General features: G+C 36.1%; 16 protein-coding genes and 1 other annotated feature. Of the genes, 11 read left to right on the top strand and 5 right to left on the bottom strand.

Annotated elements, in window-relative coordinates; genetic code table 11:
* Nucleotides 1–71 precede the first annotated feature (71 nt).
* The 3 genes from RCJ96_RS16295 to RCJ96_RS16285 all read left to right on the top strand — a co-directional run bounded on the left by RCJ96_RS16295 (nt 72) and on the right by RCJ96_RS16285 (nt 5,231).
* A complete protein-coding gene (locus RCJ96_RS16295) occupies nt 72–2,456 on the top strand; it encodes an immune inhibitor A domain-containing protein (RefSeq protein WP_074608479.1) in 2,385 nt (794 codons plus the stop codon).
* Nucleotides 2,457–2,736: 280 nt separating this feature from the next.
* A complete protein-coding gene (locus RCJ96_RS16290; RefSeq protein WP_000171466.1) occupies nt 2,737–3,768 on the top strand; it encodes a fatty acid desaturase in 1,032 nt (343 codons plus the stop codon).
* A gap of 275 nt (nt 3,769–4,043) precedes the next feature.
* Nucleotides 4,044–5,231, top strand: coding sequence for an RtcB family protein (locus RCJ96_RS16285; protein WP_242303738.1), 1,188 nt, complete (start codon nt 4,044–4,046; stop codon nt 5,229–5,231).
* A gap of 62 nt (nt 5,232–5,293) precedes the next feature.
* Here the strand turns inward: RCJ96_RS16285 and RCJ96_RS16280 are convergent, their stop codons facing one another.
* Complete coding sequence (locus tag RCJ96_RS16280) at nt 5,294–6,718, bottom strand: amino acid permease (RefSeq protein ID WP_000079977.1); 1,425 nt, start codon at nt 6,716–6,718, stop codon at nt 5,294–5,296.
* Between the two features lie 267 nt (nt 6,719–6,985).
* On the opposite strand from RCJ96_RS16280, the gene RCJ96_RS16275 reads away from it, so the two are divergent.
* Both RCJ96_RS16275 and RCJ96_RS16270 read left to right on the top strand, forming a co-directional pair.
* Nucleotides 6,986–7,735, top strand: coding sequence for an IclR family transcriptional regulator (locus RCJ96_RS16275; RefSeq protein ID WP_000250772.1), 750 nt, complete (start codon nt 6,986–6,988; stop codon nt 7,733–7,735).
* Between the two features lie 75 nt (nt 7,736–7,810).
* Nucleotides 7,811–9,451, top strand: coding sequence for a M20/M25/M40 family metallo-hydrolase (locus tag RCJ96_RS16270; protein ID WP_074608476.1), 1,641 nt, complete (start codon nt 7,811–7,813; stop codon nt 9,449–9,451).
* Between the two features lie 126 nt (nt 9,452–9,577).
* Here the strand turns inward: RCJ96_RS16270 and proC are convergent, their stop codons facing one another.
* Entirely contained in the window at nt 9,578–10,396 is an 819-nt protein-coding gene (gene proC / locus RCJ96_RS16265; RefSeq protein WP_242303739.1) for a pyrroline-5-carboxylate reductase, read from the bottom strand.
* A 338-nt stretch (nt 10,397–10,734) separates the two neighbouring features.
* Nucleotides 10,735–10,945: a binding site (T-box leader), on the top strand.
* 145 nt (nt 10,946–11,090) lie between these two features.
* Here proC and proB point away from each other — a divergent pair.
* Complete coding sequence (proB, locus tag RCJ96_RS16260) at nt 11,091–12,194, top strand: glutamate 5-kinase (protein ID WP_416504116.1); 1,104 nt, start codon at nt 11,091–11,093, stop codon at nt 12,192–12,194.
* A 38-nt stretch (nt 12,195–12,232) separates the two neighbouring features.
* Nucleotides 12,233–13,480 carry a gamma-glutamyl phosphate reductase gene (gene proA / locus RCJ96_RS16255; protein ID WP_416504117.1) on the top strand — a complete coding sequence of 416 codons (1,248 nt, stop codon included), beginning with the start codon at nt 12,233–12,235 and terminating at the stop codon, nt 13,478–13,480.
* A gap of 49 nt (nt 13,481–13,529) precedes the next feature.
* Here proA and RCJ96_RS16250 read toward each other — a convergent pair whose 3' ends face one another.
* On the bottom strand, nt 13,530–14,723 hold the full coding sequence (locus tag RCJ96_RS16250; RefSeq protein WP_000273611.1) for a NupC/NupG family nucleoside CNT transporter: 1,194 nt from the start codon (nt 14,721–14,723) through the stop codon (nt 13,530–13,532).
* A 163-nt stretch (nt 14,724–14,886) separates the two neighbouring features.
* Between RCJ96_RS16250 and RCJ96_RS16245 the strand changes: the two genes are divergently transcribed.
* From RCJ96_RS16245 to RCJ96_RS16230, 4 genes are all read left to right on the top strand, one after another.
* A complete protein-coding gene (locus tag RCJ96_RS16245) occupies nt 14,887–15,930 on the top strand; it encodes an ArsR/SmtB family transcription factor (RefSeq protein ID WP_416504118.1) in 1,044 nt (347 codons plus the stop codon).
* Nucleotides 15,931–15,981: 51 nt separating this feature from the next.
* Entirely contained in the window at nt 15,982–17,202 is a 1,221-nt protein-coding gene (locus RCJ96_RS16240) for an MFS transporter (protein ID WP_416504119.1), read from the top strand.
* A 96-nt stretch (nt 17,203–17,298) separates the two neighbouring features.
* The gene (gene hmoA / locus RCJ96_RS16235; protein WP_000469503.1) at nt 17,299–17,625 is read left to right on the top strand and encodes a heme-degrading monooxygenase HmoA; all 327 of its coding nucleotides are present in this window, start codon (nt 17,299–17,301) and stop codon (nt 17,623–17,625) included.
* 240 nt (nt 17,626–17,865) lie between these two features.
* Complete coding sequence (locus tag RCJ96_RS16230; protein WP_242303746.1) at nt 17,866–18,369, top strand: GNAT family N-acetyltransferase; 504 nt, start codon at nt 17,866–17,868, stop codon at nt 18,367–18,369.
* Nucleotides 18,370–18,491: 122 nt separating this feature from the next.
* Here the strand turns inward: RCJ96_RS16230 and lsrF are convergent, their stop codons facing one another.
* Nucleotides 18,492–19,274 carry a 3-hydroxy-5-phosphonooxypentane-2,4-dione thiolase gene (lsrF, locus tag RCJ96_RS16225; RefSeq protein ID WP_000219783.1) on the bottom strand — a complete coding sequence of 261 codons (783 nt, stop codon included), beginning with the start codon at nt 19,272–19,274 and terminating at the stop codon, nt 18,492–18,494.
* A gap of 6 nt (nt 19,275–19,280) precedes the next feature.
* Nucleotides 19,281–19,643, bottom strand: coding sequence for a cupin domain-containing protein (locus tag RCJ96_RS16220; RefSeq protein ID WP_000909989.1), 363 nt, complete (start codon nt 19,641–19,643; stop codon nt 19,281–19,283).
* Between the last annotated feature and the right edge of the window lie 23 nt (nt 19,644–19,666).

Below are 19,666 nucleotides of genomic sequence, written 5' to 3'. Positions count from 1 at the left end.
TCGTATTATAACGAATATTATATTGCTATCGGCAAAAATCGATAATTTGCAGACACTGGGGAGGAAATACATTGAAAAAGAAAAAGAAATTAAAACCTTTAGCGGTATTAACAACAGCAGCAGTGCTAAGTAGTACGTTTGCTTTTGGAAGTCATGCAGCGTATGCTGATACGCCACCATCTCTACCAATTGATGAGCATTTAATACCAGAGGAACGCTTGGCAGAAGCGCTGAAGCAACGGGGAGTAATCGATCAATCTGCATCACAAGCTGAGACATCAAAGGCTGTCGAAAAATATGTTGAGAAAAAGAAAGGGGAAAACCCTGGAAAAGAAATCTTGACAGGAGATAATCTTACGCAAGAAGCTTCAGATTTTATGAAAAAAGTAAAAGATGCAAAAATGAAGGAAAATGAACAGGCGCAGCAATCCGAAGTAGGACCAGTAGCTGGGCAAGGTCCAGGATTGAACCCAGGAAAATTAAATGGAAAAGTACCGACTACACCAGCGAAGCAAGCTGAGTACAATGGGGCTGTTCGAAAAGATAAAGTACTTGTATTACTCGTAGAATTTAGCGATTTTAAGCATAATAATATCGATCAAGAACCGGGGTATATGTATTCTAAGGACTTTAATCGTGAACATTATCAAAAAATGTTATTTGGTGATGAGCCATTTACGTTATTTGATGGATCGAAGATTAATACATTTAAACAATATTATGAAGAACAATCTGGCGGAAGCTACACAGTTGATGGAACTGTAACAGAATGGCTTACTGTTCCAGGAAAAGCGTCAGATTATGGTGCTGATGCGGGAACTGGTCATGACAACAAAGGTCCTTTAGGCCCAAAAGATTTTGTGAAAGAAGCATTAAAAGCAGCAGTAGCAAAAGGTATCAATTTAGCAGATTATGACCAATTTGATCAATACGATCAAGATGGTGATGGAAATAAAAATGAGCCAGATGGAATCATCGATCATTTAATGGTAGTACATGCAGGCGTGGGTCAAGAAGCTGGCGGTGGTAAATTGAAAGATGATGCAATTTGGTCTCATCGTTCAAAACTAGGGTCGAAGCCATATGCGATTGATGGGACAAAATCTTCTGTTTCGAACTGGGGCGGAAAGATGGCTGCATACGATTATACAATCGAGCCAGAAGACGGAGCGGTTGGTGTGTTTGCACATGAGTATGGTCATGATTTAGGCTTGCCAGATGAATATGATACAAAGTATTCAGGACAAGGTGAACCAGTTGAATCATGGTCTCTAATGAGCGGCGGTAGCTGGGCTGGAAAAATTGCAGGTACAGAGCCAACAAGTTTCTCACCGCAAAATAAAGAGTTTTTCCAAAAAAATATGAAGGGGAACTGGGCGAATATTGTTGAGGTAGATTATGATAAACTTCGTACGGGAATCGGTACTGCAACATATTTAGATCAAAGTGTGACAAAATCAAAACGACCAGGAATCATTCGTGTTAACTTGCCAGACAAAGATATAAAAAATATTGAGTCAGCATTTGGTAAGAAGTTTTATTACAGCACGAAAGGAAATGATATTCATACAACACTTGAGACACCAGTATTTGACTTAACGACTGCAACGGATGCTAAGTTCGATTATAAGGCATTTTACGAACTGGAAGCGAAGTATGATTTCCTTGACGTATATGCGATTGCAGAAGATGGAACGAAGACACGCATTGATCGAATGGGCGAAAAAGATGTAAAAGGCGGTATAGATACAACGGATGGTAAGTGGATTGATAAATCATATGATTTAAATCAATTCAAAGGAAAGAAAGTAAAACTGCAATTTGAGTATGTAACAGATATTGCAGTAGCATATAAAGGATTTGCGTTAGACAATGCAGCATTAACTGTAGATGGAAAAGTTGTTTTCTCTGATGACGCAGAAGGCCAGCCAGCAATGACATTAAAAGGATTTACTGTGTCTAACGGATTTGAACAGAAGAAACATAACTACTATATCGAGTGGCGTAATTACGCCGGGTCTGATACTGCATTACAATATGCACGTGGTCCAGTATTTAATACAGGAATGGTTGTATGGTATGCGGATCAAAGCTTTACAGATAACTGGGTAGGCGTTCATCCAGGTGAAGGGTTCCTTGGAGTAGTAGATTCTCATCCAGAGGCAATCGTAGGAACATTAAACGGACAACCTACTGTGAAGAGCAGTACACGTTATCAAATTGCCGATGCGGCATTCTCATTTGATCAAACGCCAGCATGGAAAGTAAATTCACCAACTCGCGGTATCTTTGACTATAAAGGATTACCAGGAGTTGCAAAATTTGATGATTCTAAGCAATACATCAACAGCGTTATTCCAGATGCGGGACGTAAGTTACCTAAACTAGGATTGAAGTTTGAAGTAGTAGGTCAAGCTGAAGACAAGTCTGCAGGTGCAGTTTGGATCCATCGATAAAATAAAATGAAATGAAGAGGAGCTGCCATAAGCCGGTGAAACTGACTTATGGCAGCTCTTTTCTGCTTGTGAAAAAGTTTGTAGAAGTTCATTTTATAAATAAAACGCTCCATTTGTCCAATTATAGCGCTATTTGGGGAGTAAGTAATTTGTAAGTATTGAGTAAGAAAAAAGAGAATTTTATAGTATATAATAATATTTATTACATCTACTTTTAACACCTGATACTAATAGTATGCTATAATATGAATTAGCAACATAAAGGAAGGGAATTAAAAAAATGACATTAGAAAAAACTAAAAATTTAAAAAAACAAGTTGCCCCTTATGAAAAATCAACAATTAAAAAAAGTGTGTGGCAACTTATTAACACAGTCGTGCCGTTTATTATTTTATGGTACCTCGCTTATAAAAGTTTGTCCGTTTCTTATCTGTTAGCAGTAGTTCCATCTCTGTTAGCTGCTGGTTTTATGACACGAATTTTCATTATTTTTCATGATTGTACCCATTATTCATTCTTTAAAAGTCGACGTGCAAATAGAATAGTAGGGACATGTATGGGTGTGTTAACGTTATTCCCATTTGATCAATGGGGGCATGATCATGCAATTCATCACGCTACAAGTGGTAATTTAGATAAGAGAGGTACAGGAGATATTTGGACACTTACAGTGGATGAATATGTAGCTGCGCCATTTAGACTTCGTTTAGCATATCGTTTATATCGCAATCCATTCGTTATGTTTGGTTTAGGTCCGATTTATGTATTCTTGCTTAAAAATAGATTTAACCGAAAAGGTGCAAGACAGAAAGAACGTATGAATACGTATTTGACGAATATTATAATTGTTGCCGTAGTAGCTATACTTTGCTGGGCAATAGGATGGCAATCGTTCCTATTAGTACATGGTACGATATTCTTAATTGCAGGTTCAGTAGGGATTTGGCTGTTTTACGTACAGCACACATTCGAGGATTCTTATTTTGAAGAAGATAAAGATTGGGAATATGTGAAAGCGGCTGTGGAAGGAAGTTCATTTTATAAACTTCCAAAAATCTTGCAATTCTTAACTGGTAATATTGGATTCCATCATGTTCACCATTTAAGTCCAAGAGTACCTAACTATAAACTAGAAGAGGCACACAATAATACGCTTCCGTTAAAAAATGTACCAACGATTACACTTGCTACAAGCTTGCGTTCACTTCGTTTCCGTCTTTGGGATGAGAAAAGTAACAATTTTGTTAGCTTTAAAGAAGTCAAAAATATAATTAAAAATAATGTTTCTGTCCGGGTGAAATCGGAACTATAAATTCATCGGCTATAAAACTCCCCTTAATCATTATCGATGTAAGGGGAGTTTTTGTTATGTATAACTGATATCGGGGACGTGGAAAAATACATGTGTAGGTATAAACATAAAGAGACGGTAAATATATTATGTAAACAAGAATAATCATCATATTTTTTTATTACTGTGATGGATATCGTGCATATATAATGGAAAGCAGAAGGTGGATGAGAGTAATGATAAGAACAGAAACAACGTAATAAAATAATTCTTTCAAAAGGAAGGGAAAATGAAAGATGTTGAAATTACAAGGAAAATACAATGAAGCGAAAATTTTTACACATAACGTTGATGAGACTGCGATAGGGCAGATTGTTGATCTTTGTAACCAAGAATTTGTAAAGGATAGTCAAATTCGTATTATGCCAGATACACATGCAGGAGCAGGTTGTACGATTGGGACAACAATGACAATACAAGATAAAATTGTTCCTAATCTTGTAGGGGTAGATATTGGGTGTGGGATGGAAGTTGTTGTAATTGATAAGAAAAAAGAAGAAATTAATTTCGATTACTTAGACGAAACAATTCGTAAATTCGTTCCAAGTGGTTTTCGTATACGAGATAAAGAACATCGATTCTCAAAAATGATTGATTTTGATGGTGTGAGAGCTCCATTTACATTACAACGCGCTCAAAAAAGTATAGGTACACTTGGGGGAGGAAATCATTTTGTCGAATTGAATGAGGACGATAAAGGTAATGTATATATTGTCATTCATAGTGGTTCTCGTAATTTAGGTAAACAAATAGCAGAGTATTACCAAAACCTCGCATATGAACAACTCATTGATGTTACATCAATGAAAGATGAAATTATTAAGAGATTAATGAAAGAGGGGAGAGCAAAAGAAATACAAGAAACTTTACGTGAAATTCAGAAGCCAAAGATTCGTAAAGAACTAGCTTATTTAGAAGGGCAAGGATTCAAAGATTATATGAATGACATGAATATTGCCCAAAAATATGCGGCGTTAAATCGTAAAGCAATGATTGATGAAATTGTTACGAAAATGGACTGGAAAATTACAGATCAATTTACTACAATACATAACTATATTGACATAGAAAATATGATTCTACGAAAAGGTGCTATTTCAGCTCAGAAAGATGAACGAGTCATTATTCCAATTAACATGAGAGATGGTTCAATTATTGCATTTGGTAAAGGTAATCCAGACTGGAATTTTTCTGGTCCGCATGGGGCAGGACGTATCATGAGTCGTAAGAAGGCTAAAGAATCATTGAGTCTAGAGGAATTTCAAAATACGATGACAGAGGTTTGGACTACATCAGTAGTAGAAAGTACAATTGACGAGGCACCAATGGTATATAAGCCAATGGATGAAATTATAGAAAATACAAAAGAAACGATAGATATAAAACACATTATTAAGCCATTGTATAATTTTAAAGCGAATTAGAAGGATAAAAGACCGCACATAAGGTAAAAGCTATGTGCGGTCTTTTATATATAAGTATAGTATTACATAGTTTCGCTAATTTTACTTTCACTACGAGTGTTAGTAGCAATTCTTTTCTTCACTTTAAAGTGATAGTACGTGTAGCAAAAAATGATAAACGGTACAGTGCAATAGATTCCAAGTCGTTGTTCAGGGATAAAGATAAGACTAATTAATATAATGCCATACAGTCCAAAACCAAGTATTGGTACAAGTGGGTAAAGTGGCGTTTTAAATTTTAAGTCTTCTAATTTTCCACCGTCTGCTACATAATGTTTACGGAAAAAGAATTGAGAAACACAAATTGACATCCAAACAATGATTGTTATGACGCCCGAAATAGAAATTAACCATAAGTAAACAGTTTCAGCTGCTACAACGCTTGTTAAAAGAGAAAAAGCAGAAATAGCAATTGTCATAATTAAAGCGTTTAGAGGTATTCCTCGTGATGATAATTTCTTTAAAAAGGCTGGAGCCATTTCATTTTTTGATAATGACCAAAGCATACGAGTTGCCGCGTAAAGTCCTGAGTTTGCGACAGAAAGAACAGCTGTAAGAATAACAAAGTTCATAATATCAGCTGCATATGGAATACCGATATTATCAAAAACAGCAACGAACGGGCTTTTTGTTAATCCTGCTTCTTCCCAAGGAATTAAAGCAACAAGAACAAAGATTGCTAAGACGAAGAAAAACATCGTGCGCCATATAATATTTCTAATAGAACGAGGTAAAGTTTTTGCTGGATCTTCACTTTCACCTGCTGCGATTCCGACAAGTTCTGTACCCTGGAAGGAATAATTGACTGTAACCATTGTTAATAGAATAGCTGCAAGTCCATTTGGGAATAAACCACCATGATTTACGAAATTTGATAATAGCGGAGCTGGTTCGTCGCCTTTTAAATCAATTAAACCGAACATAGCGGCGCCGCCAAGAATAATAAAAGCGATAATGGCAGATACTTTTATACTTGAAAACCAAAATTCTGTTTCTGCATAACTACGAGCAGATAGTGCGTTAATCGTGAAGATTGTAACGCCAAATATTAAACACCAAACCCAAACAGGAATATCAGGAAACCAGCGCTGCATTGTAATGCCGGCAGTTGTAAATTCAAGGCCGGTCGTATTCGCCCAGCTTAACCAATATAACCATCCGATTGTAAAGCCAGTTGCAGGATTGATAAACTTAGTGGCATATTCCTGGAAAGACCCCGAAACAGGCATGGCTACAGCGAGTTCACCAAGACATAGCATAACGAAATACATTAATAATCCACCGGCCATAAAGGCAAGTACGGATCCACCAGGTCCAGCCTGACTTATAATAAAACCAGATCCGTTAAATAATCCCGTTCCAATCACACCACCGAGTGCAATCATGAATAAGTGTCTACTTTTCATCGTACGTTTTAATTCATTGTTTGTATTATTTACTTGCGCCATTGTTTTCCTCACTTTCGTAGTTGATAGAATAAAGTTTGATGTTTTTCCGTATTGTGGAATATATTCCGTGATGTGAAATCTTGTTATAATTTTCAGATAATTAAAAAGAAAAGTCAATATTTTTTTGTTTACGCTTTCAAATTATTGTTCGCAACATATTTTTATTTTTAGAAAATTAAATAAATAGATTGATTTCATTTCGAATGTTTGTTAAATTGATAGGTAATTGAGCGTGCTAACATATTACAAGTGAAGTAGAGGTGAGTTATGGTACAGTCCATTGATCGAGCGATAAGTATTATAAAGTTATTAAATTCTACTAATGAAAAAGAGTATTGGGCCATTTCTGATATAGCGGACAGAACACATCTCCCAGTTAGTACAGTACATAGATTACTTAACTCTCTAATCGAGCATGGGCTAGTTACACAAATTTCAGAGACGAAACAGTACAAAATTGGACCAATGTGGATGGAAATAGGATTACGACAATTGGAGAAGGTAGACTACAGATCAGTCGCAAGAGAAGTAATGAAACGATTGGCCTATGAAGTGGAAGAAAGTGTTTATTTGAACATTCCAAATGGAACACATTCTATTATTATTGAAAGAATGGATAGCCCTTTAAAAATTCGAGTTATTGATAACTTAGGGGAACAGATTCCTCTTTCAATTGGTGCTGCAAATAAAACAATGCTTGCCAATATGAAACAGAATGAAATGGAATATATTGTTGAGCAACTACTTTCTGCCTTACCAGAACAAAAGCAAATTCTTCTTGATCAAATAAAGCAAATAAGAAACGAAGGATATGCTGTCAGTTATGGAGAAAAAACAGAAGGGACAGCTTCAGTAGCTGCACCTATTATCGGATTTAATCATAAAGTAGTAGGAGCATTAAGTGTTGGGTTAATTAGTCATCGCATTAATGATGATCGACTATCTTTTCTTATTAGTAAGGTAAAACAAGCAGCACATGAAATATCAATAAAAATCGGCAGTACATCAGAACTATAGTTTTGATAGCTGTCGTCATTTTTTATTCATATACTGGAATTCGTTTTCATAATACGGAAAAATAGGGGGATTTATATGTCAAAGTGGCAATCAAAAGAACAATTGATTCAATTATTAAGCGGTCTTGTTGAAATTCCTAGTATTACAGGTACAGAAGCTGAAGTGATATTGCCAGACTTCGTTGTAGAACAATTATCTGATTTACAGTACTTCAAAGAAAATCCGTACCATTTGCAGAAAAATCCGACAGGGGACGAAAGATATTTTGTTACAGCACTAGTAAAGAAAAGTGACCGTACAAAAAATACCGTAATTTTAGTTAGTCACTTTGATGTTGTAGATGTGCAAGATTACGGAGTGTGGAAAGAAGATGCATTTAATCCTAAAAAGTTAACATCTATGTTTTATTCTCATAAAGATGAATTACCAGACCATGTACGTGAAGATATAGAACAAGGAGATTGGCTGTTTGGTAGAGGAACAATGGATATGAAATGCGGCCTTGCGTTACAAATGGCGATGATTGAGCAAGCTTGTGAAGGAAGATTTGATGGGAATGTTCTTTTATTGGCTGTACCAGATGAAGAAGTAAACTCTGTAGGGATGAGAGCTGCTGTTCCAAGATTACTAGAGTTAGCAAGAGAACATGATTTAGAGTATAAAACGGTACTAAATTCAGAGCCTATGTTTTCAAGGCATCCTGGTGACCAAAAGAAATATATTTACACTGGTTCTATTGGTAAAGTGTTACCTGGTTTTCTTTGCTACGGAAAAGAGACACATGTAGGTGAACCTTTTGCGGGCCTAAATGGGAGTTATATGGCTTCATTAATAACAGCAGAATTAGAGTTGAATACAGACCTTTGTGATATTGTAGAAGGGGAAGCGAGTCCTCCGCCAACTAATTTACTTCAAAGGGACTTAAAGGAGGATTACTCTGTACAAATTCCGCATCGTGCAGTCACATTATTTAATTTGTTTTTACTAGAAAAATCAATGACAGATGTCGTTTCATTGCTGCGTCAAAAAGTAACGAAAGTAGCAGGAAAAATAGAAGAATCATATGAGAAGCAAGCTTATCGTTTTTCTAAATATAATCCATTTATACCACCTAACCTCAAAGTAAATGTATTAACGTATGAAGAGCTTATCGCATATGCAATTGAACAACATGGGCAAGAGAAAATAAATGAAATTCAATTTAGCATTATAAAAAATAGAGAAGATAAAGATGATCGTGCGGTAACGATTGATTTAGTAGATAAATTAGCCATCTTATGTAAAGAAAAAGCACCGATGATTGTACTTTTCTTTGCTCCGCCATATTATCCAGCTGTAAGTTCACGCAACAACCAATTAATTAAAGAGGTAGTTGGAGAGATGGAAAAGTATGCAAACTTCAATCATAATATTTCATTTGAAAACCAAAACTATTTTGGAGGAATTTCAGATTTAAGCTATGTGGGCTTACAAAATCCATTACATTCAATGAGCTCACTTGTAGACAATATGCCATTATGGGATAAAGGTTACTCAATTCCACTTCAGGAACTAGAAGAATTTGACGTTCCAGTATTAAATATGGGGCCGGTAGGAAAAGATGCACATCAATGGACAGAACGTCTAGATGTAAATTACGCATTTGAAACGCTATTAGATATGTTACCGATTTGCATTGAAAAATTACTTGTTTCTAATAAAATTACACAAGTATAGTAGGGAAGGGGAAAATGAAATTATTTTAATATAATTAAAAACTAAAACGGCCAAACTCAAGTAAATTCGAGTTTGGCCGTTTATCATGTAGTGCATTTCTAATTACATTCATGTGAATTTATAGTTTTACTTTTTCGTTTGACCAGATAGTTCGACAGACTTTTGTGTACAACGTTGCATAGCTGAAATGATGGCTGTTCGTAAGCCTTTTTCCTCTAAAGTTGCTACAGCTTCTATCGTTGTTCCCCCAGGAGAACAAACCATATCTTTCAATTCACCTGGATGTATTCCTGTTTCTAGTACCATTTTTGCAGAGCCTAATACTGCTTGAGCAGCGAATTTATATGCTTGATTTCTTGGCATACCATCTAGTACAGCAGCATCTGCCATCGCTTCTATAATCATATATACGTATGCTGGTGAAGAACCACTTACAGATGTTACAACATCCATTAACTTTTCACTTACAATCTCTGATTGACCAAAACTATTGAAAATGTTTAGCACTTCTTCTAAATCTTTTTCTGTCACCATTTCATTCGGGCATAATGCAGACATTCCTTCTCCAACAAGAGCAGGAGTATTAGGCATTACTCTTACAACTTTTAATTTTTTATTAAAGGCATTTTCAGTACTTTTAATACTTTTACCAGCAGCGATCGTAACGATGATAGCATCGTTTTTTATCACTTCTTTAATTTCGTTAATTACTGATGGGTATAAGTCTGGTTTAATTGATAAAATTAAAATATCAGCATTTTTAGCGACTTCATTGTTGTCAGTAGTTATAGTTATTCCGTACTTTGTACTAGCATTTTCTAAATTCGTCGTGTTTAAATCTGAACACATGATTTTATTTGAAGACACTATCTTTTTGTTTAGCATCCCGCCAATTATAGCCATCCCCATATTTCCGCATCCGATGAATCCAATTTGTTTATCCATAATAATTCAATCTTGCTCCTTTTTAATAAATTATATCATTTCGAAAGTATTATCTTAATATAACAATAACATCTCCATGCAATATAAAGAAATATTCTAAGAGAATATATTCCTTTTTGCAACATGAAAAGATAAAAATTAATTATATTCGACATTTTGTAAATGTATACACTATAATGTAAGGTTTATGTTTATAAATATGAGTTGAACTTATATTGATTTGTATTTTCATTCAGTAGGGCAATAACTTCATACAAGTAACTCGCAGCTCTATGTATTTTTAAAAATACCTCTTGACACTAAATCGAACTATATCGCATAATATAAAAAAATTAAACCGAAAATCGTTGAAGGGAAATAGTACATATGTCTTCTTGCGAAAGAGAGTGGAATTCACCGGCTGAAAGATTCCTCGTATAGAATATATCGAACCTATCCCTGAGTCTTAAATGAAAGTTTAGGCGTTCGCCTGCGTTATAGGCACCAAGTGGATATCTATGTATATCAATTAAGGTGGTACCGCGGAACAATGACCGTTTCGTCCTTTTTATTTTATGAAGGGCGAAGCGGTCATTTTTATTTTGCTCTTAAATAGGCTACGTGCAGCACTCATAAGAATAGAAATCGCTGCAAGCTGTATGAATAGAAATGTAATGTATAAAAAACTTTGATTTTAGACTTGGGGGATAAAAAAGTGAAGAAACAGCGAATAGTTGTAAAGATTGGGAGCAGTTCTTTGGCGGATAGTCATGGAGGCATTTCTAAAGAACAACTTTCAGATCATGTTGCGGCATTAGCTCGATTGAAAGAGGAAGGGCATGAAGTGTTGTTAATTACATCTGGGGCCGTTGCTGCAGGTTTTTCTGCTCTAGGATACCCTAGCAGACCTGTAACAATTAAAGGGAAACAGGCTGCAGCGGCAGTCGGACAAAGTTTATTAATGCAGGCGTACGCGGAGGAGTTTCATAAATACGGTATCGTTACTGCACAACTATTGCTGACGAGAAGTGATTTTTCTAGAAAAGAACAATATAGTAACGCTTACGCTACGTTAGGAGAGTTACTAAACCGTTCTGCTCTTCCAATTATTAATGAAAATGATTCCATTTCTTTAGAAGAGCTAACGTTCGGTGATAATGATATGCTGTCAGCTTTAGTAAGCGGACTTGTTTCGGCGGATATGCTGATGATTTTTACAGATGTGAATGGTTTATATGATAAAAATCCTCAGAAAAATGAGGATGCGAAAAAATATTATTTCCTTCCTGAAGTTACAGAAGAAATCGCTTCTCTTGCAGGAGATGCTGGCTCAAAACTTGGGACTGGCGGAATGAAATCAAAAGTCGATGCTGCAAAGACGGCGCTATCTCTTGGGGTAAGTGTATTTATCGGTACAGGACGTGGACAAGAGAAATTTGTTGATGTTTTGAAGGGGAAAGGTGACGGAACGTATGTCGGAAATGCCCCTCAAAAAGAAATGAAGATGAATAAGCAATGGATCGCTTTGCATTCGGTTGTTAGCGGTCAAATTGAAATAGACGCCGGAGCAACTACAGCTATCATTCAGCATGGTAAAAGTCTTCTTCCTGCTGGTGTTACAAATGTGTCAGGATTTTTCAAAGTTGGCGATGTTGTAGAAGTAATGACGCAACAAGGGCGCGTAATTGGAAAAGGACAATGCACATATAGTGCAGAGGAATTAAGAGAGATAAAAGGTATGCAAAGTCAACATATTCAAGCAAGAGGCGAAAGGCATAATTATGAAGTCATCCATAGAGATCATTGGGTTTCACTTTAAGAATATAGTTTTTTAACCTTAAAAAGGAGGAAATAAAAATGAATGAAGTGTTGACAAAGGGGAAAAGAGCAAAAGAGGTTGCTAGGGAACTGGTACTAAAATCTACACATCAAAAAAACGAAGCACTTGATGCAATTGCAAATCAATTAATAAGTGAAACAGTTTATATTTTAGAGGAAAACAAACGAGATATAGAAGAAGGTAAGGCAAAAGGATTTTCGGATTCACTCCTTGATCGTCTTATGCTAACTGAAAATCGTATTGTTGATATGACAGAAGGGATTAAGCAGCTAATTGAATTACGTGATCCTGTAGGAGAATGTGTAAGTGCATGGGAAAGGCCAAATGGATTATCTATTCAGGAAATGCGCGTACCACTTGGTGTTGTTGGGATGATTTACGAGGCAAGACCGAATGTAACAGTGGATGCTGCTACAATTTGTTTGAAGACAGGAAACGCAGTCATATTACGTGGTAGTTCTTCTGCTATTCATTCTAATAAAGCCATCGTTGCCGTTATTCACAGAGCGCTCAAACAAACAAGCTTACCAGAAGAAAGTGTACAGCTTATAGAAGATACAACGCGAGATAGCGCAAAGCAGTTGTTTACAATGAATGATTATCTAGACGTTCTTATTCCAAGAGGTGGCAAGCAATTAATCGATACTGTTGTGAGGGAAGCGTCTGTCCCAGTACTTGAAACAGGTGCGGGAAATTGTCATGTTTTCATTGATGAAACAGCGGATAAACAAATGGCATTTGATATTATTATAAATGCAAAAACGCAGCGTCCATCTGTATGTAATGCAATTGAAACGATTGTACTTCATGAGAAGTGGGCAGAGCAATATGGTAGCGAGTTGTTTTCTTCTTTGAAGAAAAGAGGCGTGGAGCTACGTGGTGATCAAAAAGCATTGGCAATGGATCCATCAATTGTACTTGCTTCAGAAGAAGACTGGGGGACAGAATTTTTATCTCTCACGCTAGCAGTTAAATTAGTTTCTTCTATAGAAGAAGCGATTCATCACATAAATACGTATGGATCTATGCATTCTGAAGCGATTATTTCAGAAAACGAGGAAAACGTCAGCAAATTTTTCGTATCTGTTGATGCTGCTGCGCTGTATCATAATGCATCAACTCGTTTTACTGATGGATCTGAATTCGGATTCGGAGCTGAGATTGGCATCAGTACACAAAAGCTACACGTAAGGGGACCAATGGGGCTTCCTGCATTAACTTCTACAAAATACGTCATTCGTGGAAATGGACAAATTCGAAAATAAAAATAAAAGACACTCAATTCGTTTGGGTGTCTTTTATTTTAAAAATTATTTACCATACAAAAAGCCCAACAAGCATAGCGCTTAATAAGGAAACAGCCATTCCGCTCACAAGAAGCTTCCAAACATTTTTCCCGATGACTGATGATTTTTCGCCGCCAAATAATGAATTGTAAGTTCCATAAATCATACCTACTGTACTAAAGTTAGCAAAAGAAGCTAGAAATGTTGTGGCAACCGCAACCGTATGCGGTTGTAAAGACTTTAAGTTTGATTTTAAATCCATCATTGCAACAAATTCATTCGTCGTTATTTTGATCCCCATTAATTCAGCTACATACATAGCATCACTGCCCGATAAACCGAGTAAAAAAGCGAAAGGACTAAAGATAATGGAGAAAATTTTTTGAATTGTTAACCCCGTTACAAAAAATCCTAAAATCCCATTTAAACATGCAGTTAAAGCTACATAACCAATTACCATAGCTAAAATAACGATAACCATATTCATCCCGACTAACATGCTGTTTGAAATAGTAGAAAAGAAATCTTTTTTTTCATGTTTGGAAGGTGTGTAAACAACATCTTCTTCTTTCGAAACTTCCACAGGATTTAATACATTGGCTAAAATTAATGCGTTAATACAATTTAATGGGATTGCGCTGAAAATATATGTTGCTGGAACCATTGATAAATAAGCACCAAGAATGGATCCGCTGACGCTACTCATACTCATAATTCCAAAAGTCAGCAGACGATTTTCTTTTAAAACAGATAATTGATCCCGAACAACAGCAAGCGCTTCGGTGTTCCCTAAAAACATCATTTGAATCGAAAAGAAGCTTTCTAACTTTGGTAAACGAGAAATCTTTGAAATAATTGCACCTACTTTATCAATAATCCAAGTTAAGATTCCAAAGTAAGAAAGAATATCAAAGAACGTGATAACAAAAATGATAGGAAGTAATGCGCTAAAGAAGAAATCAATTGTTTGATTTTCCATAGCAGAAGGAAATGCAAATCGAATTCCTTCATTCGCACATGCCAGTAGCCAACTGAAAAATGAAGCAATTTTATTAATGATAATACTGCCTAGCTTTGTGCCTAACATAAACCACGTAATAAAAAGCTCCAATATGATGAGAATTACAATTGGTCTCCATTTTATATGTTTTTTATTAGGCGAACATAAGTAAACAATTAATATGACAACGAAAATCCCTAACATATTCAATATGAAATACATGTCAACAACTCCTTGAGGCTTATTATTTGTATATAAAAAAGCTCCTATTCTTCTTAATTTAGAATGAATGTATTTCAACTAAAATTTTGTTAATTCTAAAAATATAGAAGGTAAAATTCGATAAACATAGAATTTAATATATAGCAAACAAGGAGGGATAAAAATGGAGGTCTATCACATAACGAGTAGAAAGAGGGAAACTTATAACGTTCAAGTGAAATATTCGATACTTTTCGAATGTGCGCTTGGCATTGCAGCAATTACTCATAAGAGGTTAATTGATACACTTGAAAAGTCTCAAAGTGAATGGGAAGAGATTAGACAATCATTAACAAAAGAGATGAGAGAGCAATTACAGTTTGTAGAAGAACATAATACGTGGAAAGCATTGCTTCAGTTGTTGTATGAAGAAGATTTTCACGATGTATCGCAGTTTCACGCTAAAATCGATTCACTTTCAGAAGAAGATTTGAAGTATATATGTTTACCGTTTTTAGGAGAGAAGTACCAAGAAAAAAGAACTTTAGCGGCAAGTGGAAACGTAACTGCAATACATGAACTAATGGAACTGACAAAAGATCATCAGTTTTTCTCTACTTATATTCGTTTTATATGCGATGTTGATGTACAAGTGCTAAAATCCCATTTAATTGCTGTTATGACAGGTTGGTATGAGAGCGTTATTCAGAAAGAGGAAGAAGAAATACTTTCTATATTCAAACGAGATTATGAAGCAAAGAGTGAAATGAATAAAAAGATGAAACCAGAAGAGTTTGTCGAGTGGGCTACAGGTGGCGTTCATTATATGCCAGAACCAAGTGTTCATTACGTACTTCTTATCCCACAAATAACGTACAGACCGTGGAATATTGAGGCGGATGTTGAAGATACGAAAGTATTTCATTATCCAGTTGCAAACGAAAGTATCCATCCTGAAGATCCATATGAACCGAACTATTTTTTAGTTCAAAAACATAAAGCTCTTGGAGATGAAGCGAGGTTACGCATTGTAAAAATGTTGTTCGAAAAAGAACGAACATTGCAGGAAATTACAGAAAGATTGCAACTTGGTAAATCGACTGTACACCACCATTTGAAATTGTTACGTGCAGCGAAGTTAGTGGATATACATGATGGGAAATATGTATTAAGAAAGAAAGCAGTACAATCGTTAGCGAAAGAATTAGATGTGTTTTTAAATAGATAATATACAACAAGAATGTACATAAAGGGAGGAATATAAAAGAAAAGTTGGTGTATGAAATTGAAAAATGTATTGAAAAATCGTTCGTTCTTTTTTATGTGGATTGGTAGTGCAATCTCAGAATTAGGAGGGGGTTTCGGAACGTTATGTAATTCAATTCTAGTATATGAGTTAACAGGATCGGAAATGGCTTTAAGTAGTATGTGGCTATTATATTTTATCCCGTCTCTCATACTGCAATTAATCAGTGGCCCATTTATTGATAAATGGAGTCGGAAGTGGATTATGATTTTTTCACAATGGATACGAGCGTCCGTATTCTTATTACCTTTGATAATGTTAGTTTCCGGTAGTTTAGAAGTTTGGCACATTTATGTTGTTCAAATTGTAGTGGGACTTATTACACCACTTTATACACCTGCAAGTCAAGCAATTACACCGAGCATTGTAAGGAAAGAACGACTTCAAGATGCAAATGCGTACATTGATGGAATGACTCGTCTTATGATGTTTCTTGCGCCAGTATTAGGCGGAGTAGTCATTCATTTCATTGGAACAGAACTTGCGTTATCTTTCGTATGCATTTGTTTATTTGTTAGTGGCACTTTCTTACTTTATATAAAAGAAAATAGAACGTCGCAACCTATTCGGAAAACGTGGCTAGAACAGTTTCTTCACGGTTTTACATATTTTTTCACAAAACCAATCATCGTTTGGCTCGGTATATTTCTAACTTTTGTTCAATTTGGAGTAGGAGTAACAATGGTCACAAACCTTCCTTATATAAAGGGCGAGCTGTCAGCGAGATATGCGGAATTTGGTTATTTTATGGCCGGATTCCCACTTGGCTATGTAGTTGGATCTATACTAGTCGGAAAAGTAACATATAAAAGTCGGCGTATACTTATGCTTGGAGGATTGTTTATAGGGGGGCTCACATACATTTCGCTAGGGTTCAATCATAGTATTATCATTGCAATAATAGTTGAAGTAATAGCAGGGATTTGTATTGCATTTTTCAATGTTCATAACACAACGATATGCCAACAGTCAGTTCCGAACAATATGATAGGACAAGTATTTTCAGTGCGATTATTTTTCATACGATCCGCTATGCCGTTAGGTGTATTAGTAGGGGGAATATTGAGTGAAATGTGGGGAGTAAGAGCGCTATATTTAATCATCGGTGCAATTATATGTGTCACCTCTTTAATAGGAATGTTACTTCCGTATTTCAAGTTTTTAGATGAGGCGATAGAAGAGAAAACAGCTTGATTCAAAAAATTTAAACTTTATAATTGAAAATAATTATCATAATCAACTATAATAGAAGAATAGTAGTATTCGTATTACAAAGAGGGAGTGGGATATATGTTTATCGAAACGAAAACATTTACAGTAAAAGAAGGTACATCAAATATAGTTGTAGAACGTTTTACTGGAGAAGGTATTATTGAAAAATTTGAAGGCTTTATCGACTTGAGTGTTCTTGTGAAAAAAGTAAGACGAGGCGACGAAGAAGTAGTCGTTATGATTCGCTGGGAATCTGAAGAAGCATGGAAAAACTGGGAAACAAGTGAAGAACATTTAGCTGGACATAGAGCGAGCCGTGGTAAACCAAAACCAGATCATATTATTAATGTGGATCACGCAGTTTATTATGTGAAATCATCGAAAGCGGCTTATCAACAGTCGTAATATATAAAGGTAGAGGATATTTGTTTATTAAGAAACAAATATCCTCTTTTTTTGATTTCTAGTCAAATTTTTAAAATGAAGTTTCATAACAAGGTCTATTTTGCAGAGAAATTAATTATGTATAAAATAACAATAATGTATCTTAATGTAAGAAAATCTAGAGAATCAAGCAGGTTTCCCATATGGTACAGTACGAAACGATTATAAGTAGTACAGTGATATAAATAGGAGGTTATCGCTATGACATCTGTATTTAAAGATATGGCGTTCCAGCTAAGAACGGAACGACTCGACCTGAATATGTGGGAGGAATCCGATGCAGTCTGGCTTAGAGAACTAGTTGGTGAACGTGGAGTGGAAATGCCAACCGTTGAATCTGTTCGTAACGATCTTATTGAGAAGCGCAAGATAGCAGCTGAAAATGGTATTTCTCTTCTCACGATTCGTAGACGAGACGAAGGCGATTTCATCGGTTACTGTGGCTTAATTATCGGTCGTTCCACGCTTGAAGAGCCGGAGATTGCATACGAGTTGTTCCGTAGTGCTCATCGCATGGGTTATGCGACAGAGGCAGCATCAGCGGTATTGGAGGCTGCGATTGCTACGGGGCGCAAAAGACTATGGTCTACTGTAGGCGCTTGGAATACTGCGTCTTTTCGGGTGTTAGAGAAGTTAGGATTTAAGCGGCATCATAGTACGTTTGGCGAACGCGGTGAGATTGTTTGGAATGTGCGCGATCTATAGAGACCTGGCCAAATTTGAAATAATAAGAAATGTCAAAGAAAGCCCATATGTTATGTATGGGCTTTTCCTTATAGTAAATATTGATTTTTTATTTATTTAAGTGTAATAGTCTATCTCTCACCTTAATTTTTCACATCATTATATAATTCCAACGCCTCTTTCACATTCAATCCATTTTTCACAATACCATGTATCGCTTGAATCATCGCAGCTGGATGTTCGGATTGCCATATGTTGCGGCCCATATCTACGCCGATTGCACCTTCTTGCAGTGCGTTATACGTAATGTTTAATGCGTCTTCAATTGAATCTAGTTTTGGTCCACCAGCAATGACGACTGGGGCAGGGCAAGTGCTTGTGATTTTTTCGAATCCTTCGCAGTAATACGTTTTAATAATGTCAGCACCCATTTCAACGCATACACGTGAAGCAAGTGCTAAAAAGCGAGCTTCACGTTTTTGCAGTTCTTTTGCAACTGCGGTAATGCCGAGTACTGGCAGGCCATAATCGTGAGCTTCTGAAACTACATTTGCGAGATTTGTAACTGTTTGTGTTTCATAGTCTGATCCGACGAAAACAGATACACCGACGCCAATTGCATTTTGTTTTACTGCTTCTTTTACAGGGGTAACAATTGTTTCATTCGCTAAGTCTTTACCGACGACAGTAGCTCCGCCTGATACACGCATAACCATCGGTGTACTGCAATTTTCAGGAATGCATGAGCTAAGTACACCTCGCGTTAAAAAGAGAGAATCCGTGTAAGGAAGTAGGTTTTTAACAGTTTCCAGTGGCTGTTCAAGCCCGTGAATTGGTCCTAAAAAGTAGCCGTGATCTATCGCTAACATAACCGCTCTGCCATCAGGTAAAATTGTATTTAATCGATTTTTAAATCCCCAAGTCATTCAAAATCACTCCTTCGTTAATGTTGGATTTTCCGTTTGAACAGTATCTTTATTTGGTAAATGTGGTGACTTTATAAAAACCGCTTTAAAAGGTTTGTCAGAATGGTTAATAAGATAGTGAGATTCATGAGGGCGAACTTGCAGGACATCACCCTGTTTCATTGGAACTCTTTCGTTATTTACATAGAAATCTATTTCACCTTCTAATGCATAAAAGACCTCTTCGCACGTCGTATGATAATGGTTTTGAAACTCCTGCCCAGGCTGAATGACAACAAGACCAAGATCGATATTCGGACCTTGTATTAAATATTTCGGCCCGTTATCACCGAAGCGATAGGAGAAGTCATTTTCATTCGCTTTTAGCATACAGTTCACTCCTTTATGTAATG

The organism is Bacillus sp. BSL6 (genome assembly GCF_052928345.1).
The sequence above is the reverse complement of the archived record's forward strand: the minus strand, read 5'-3'. Positions and strand labels throughout refer to the sequence as shown.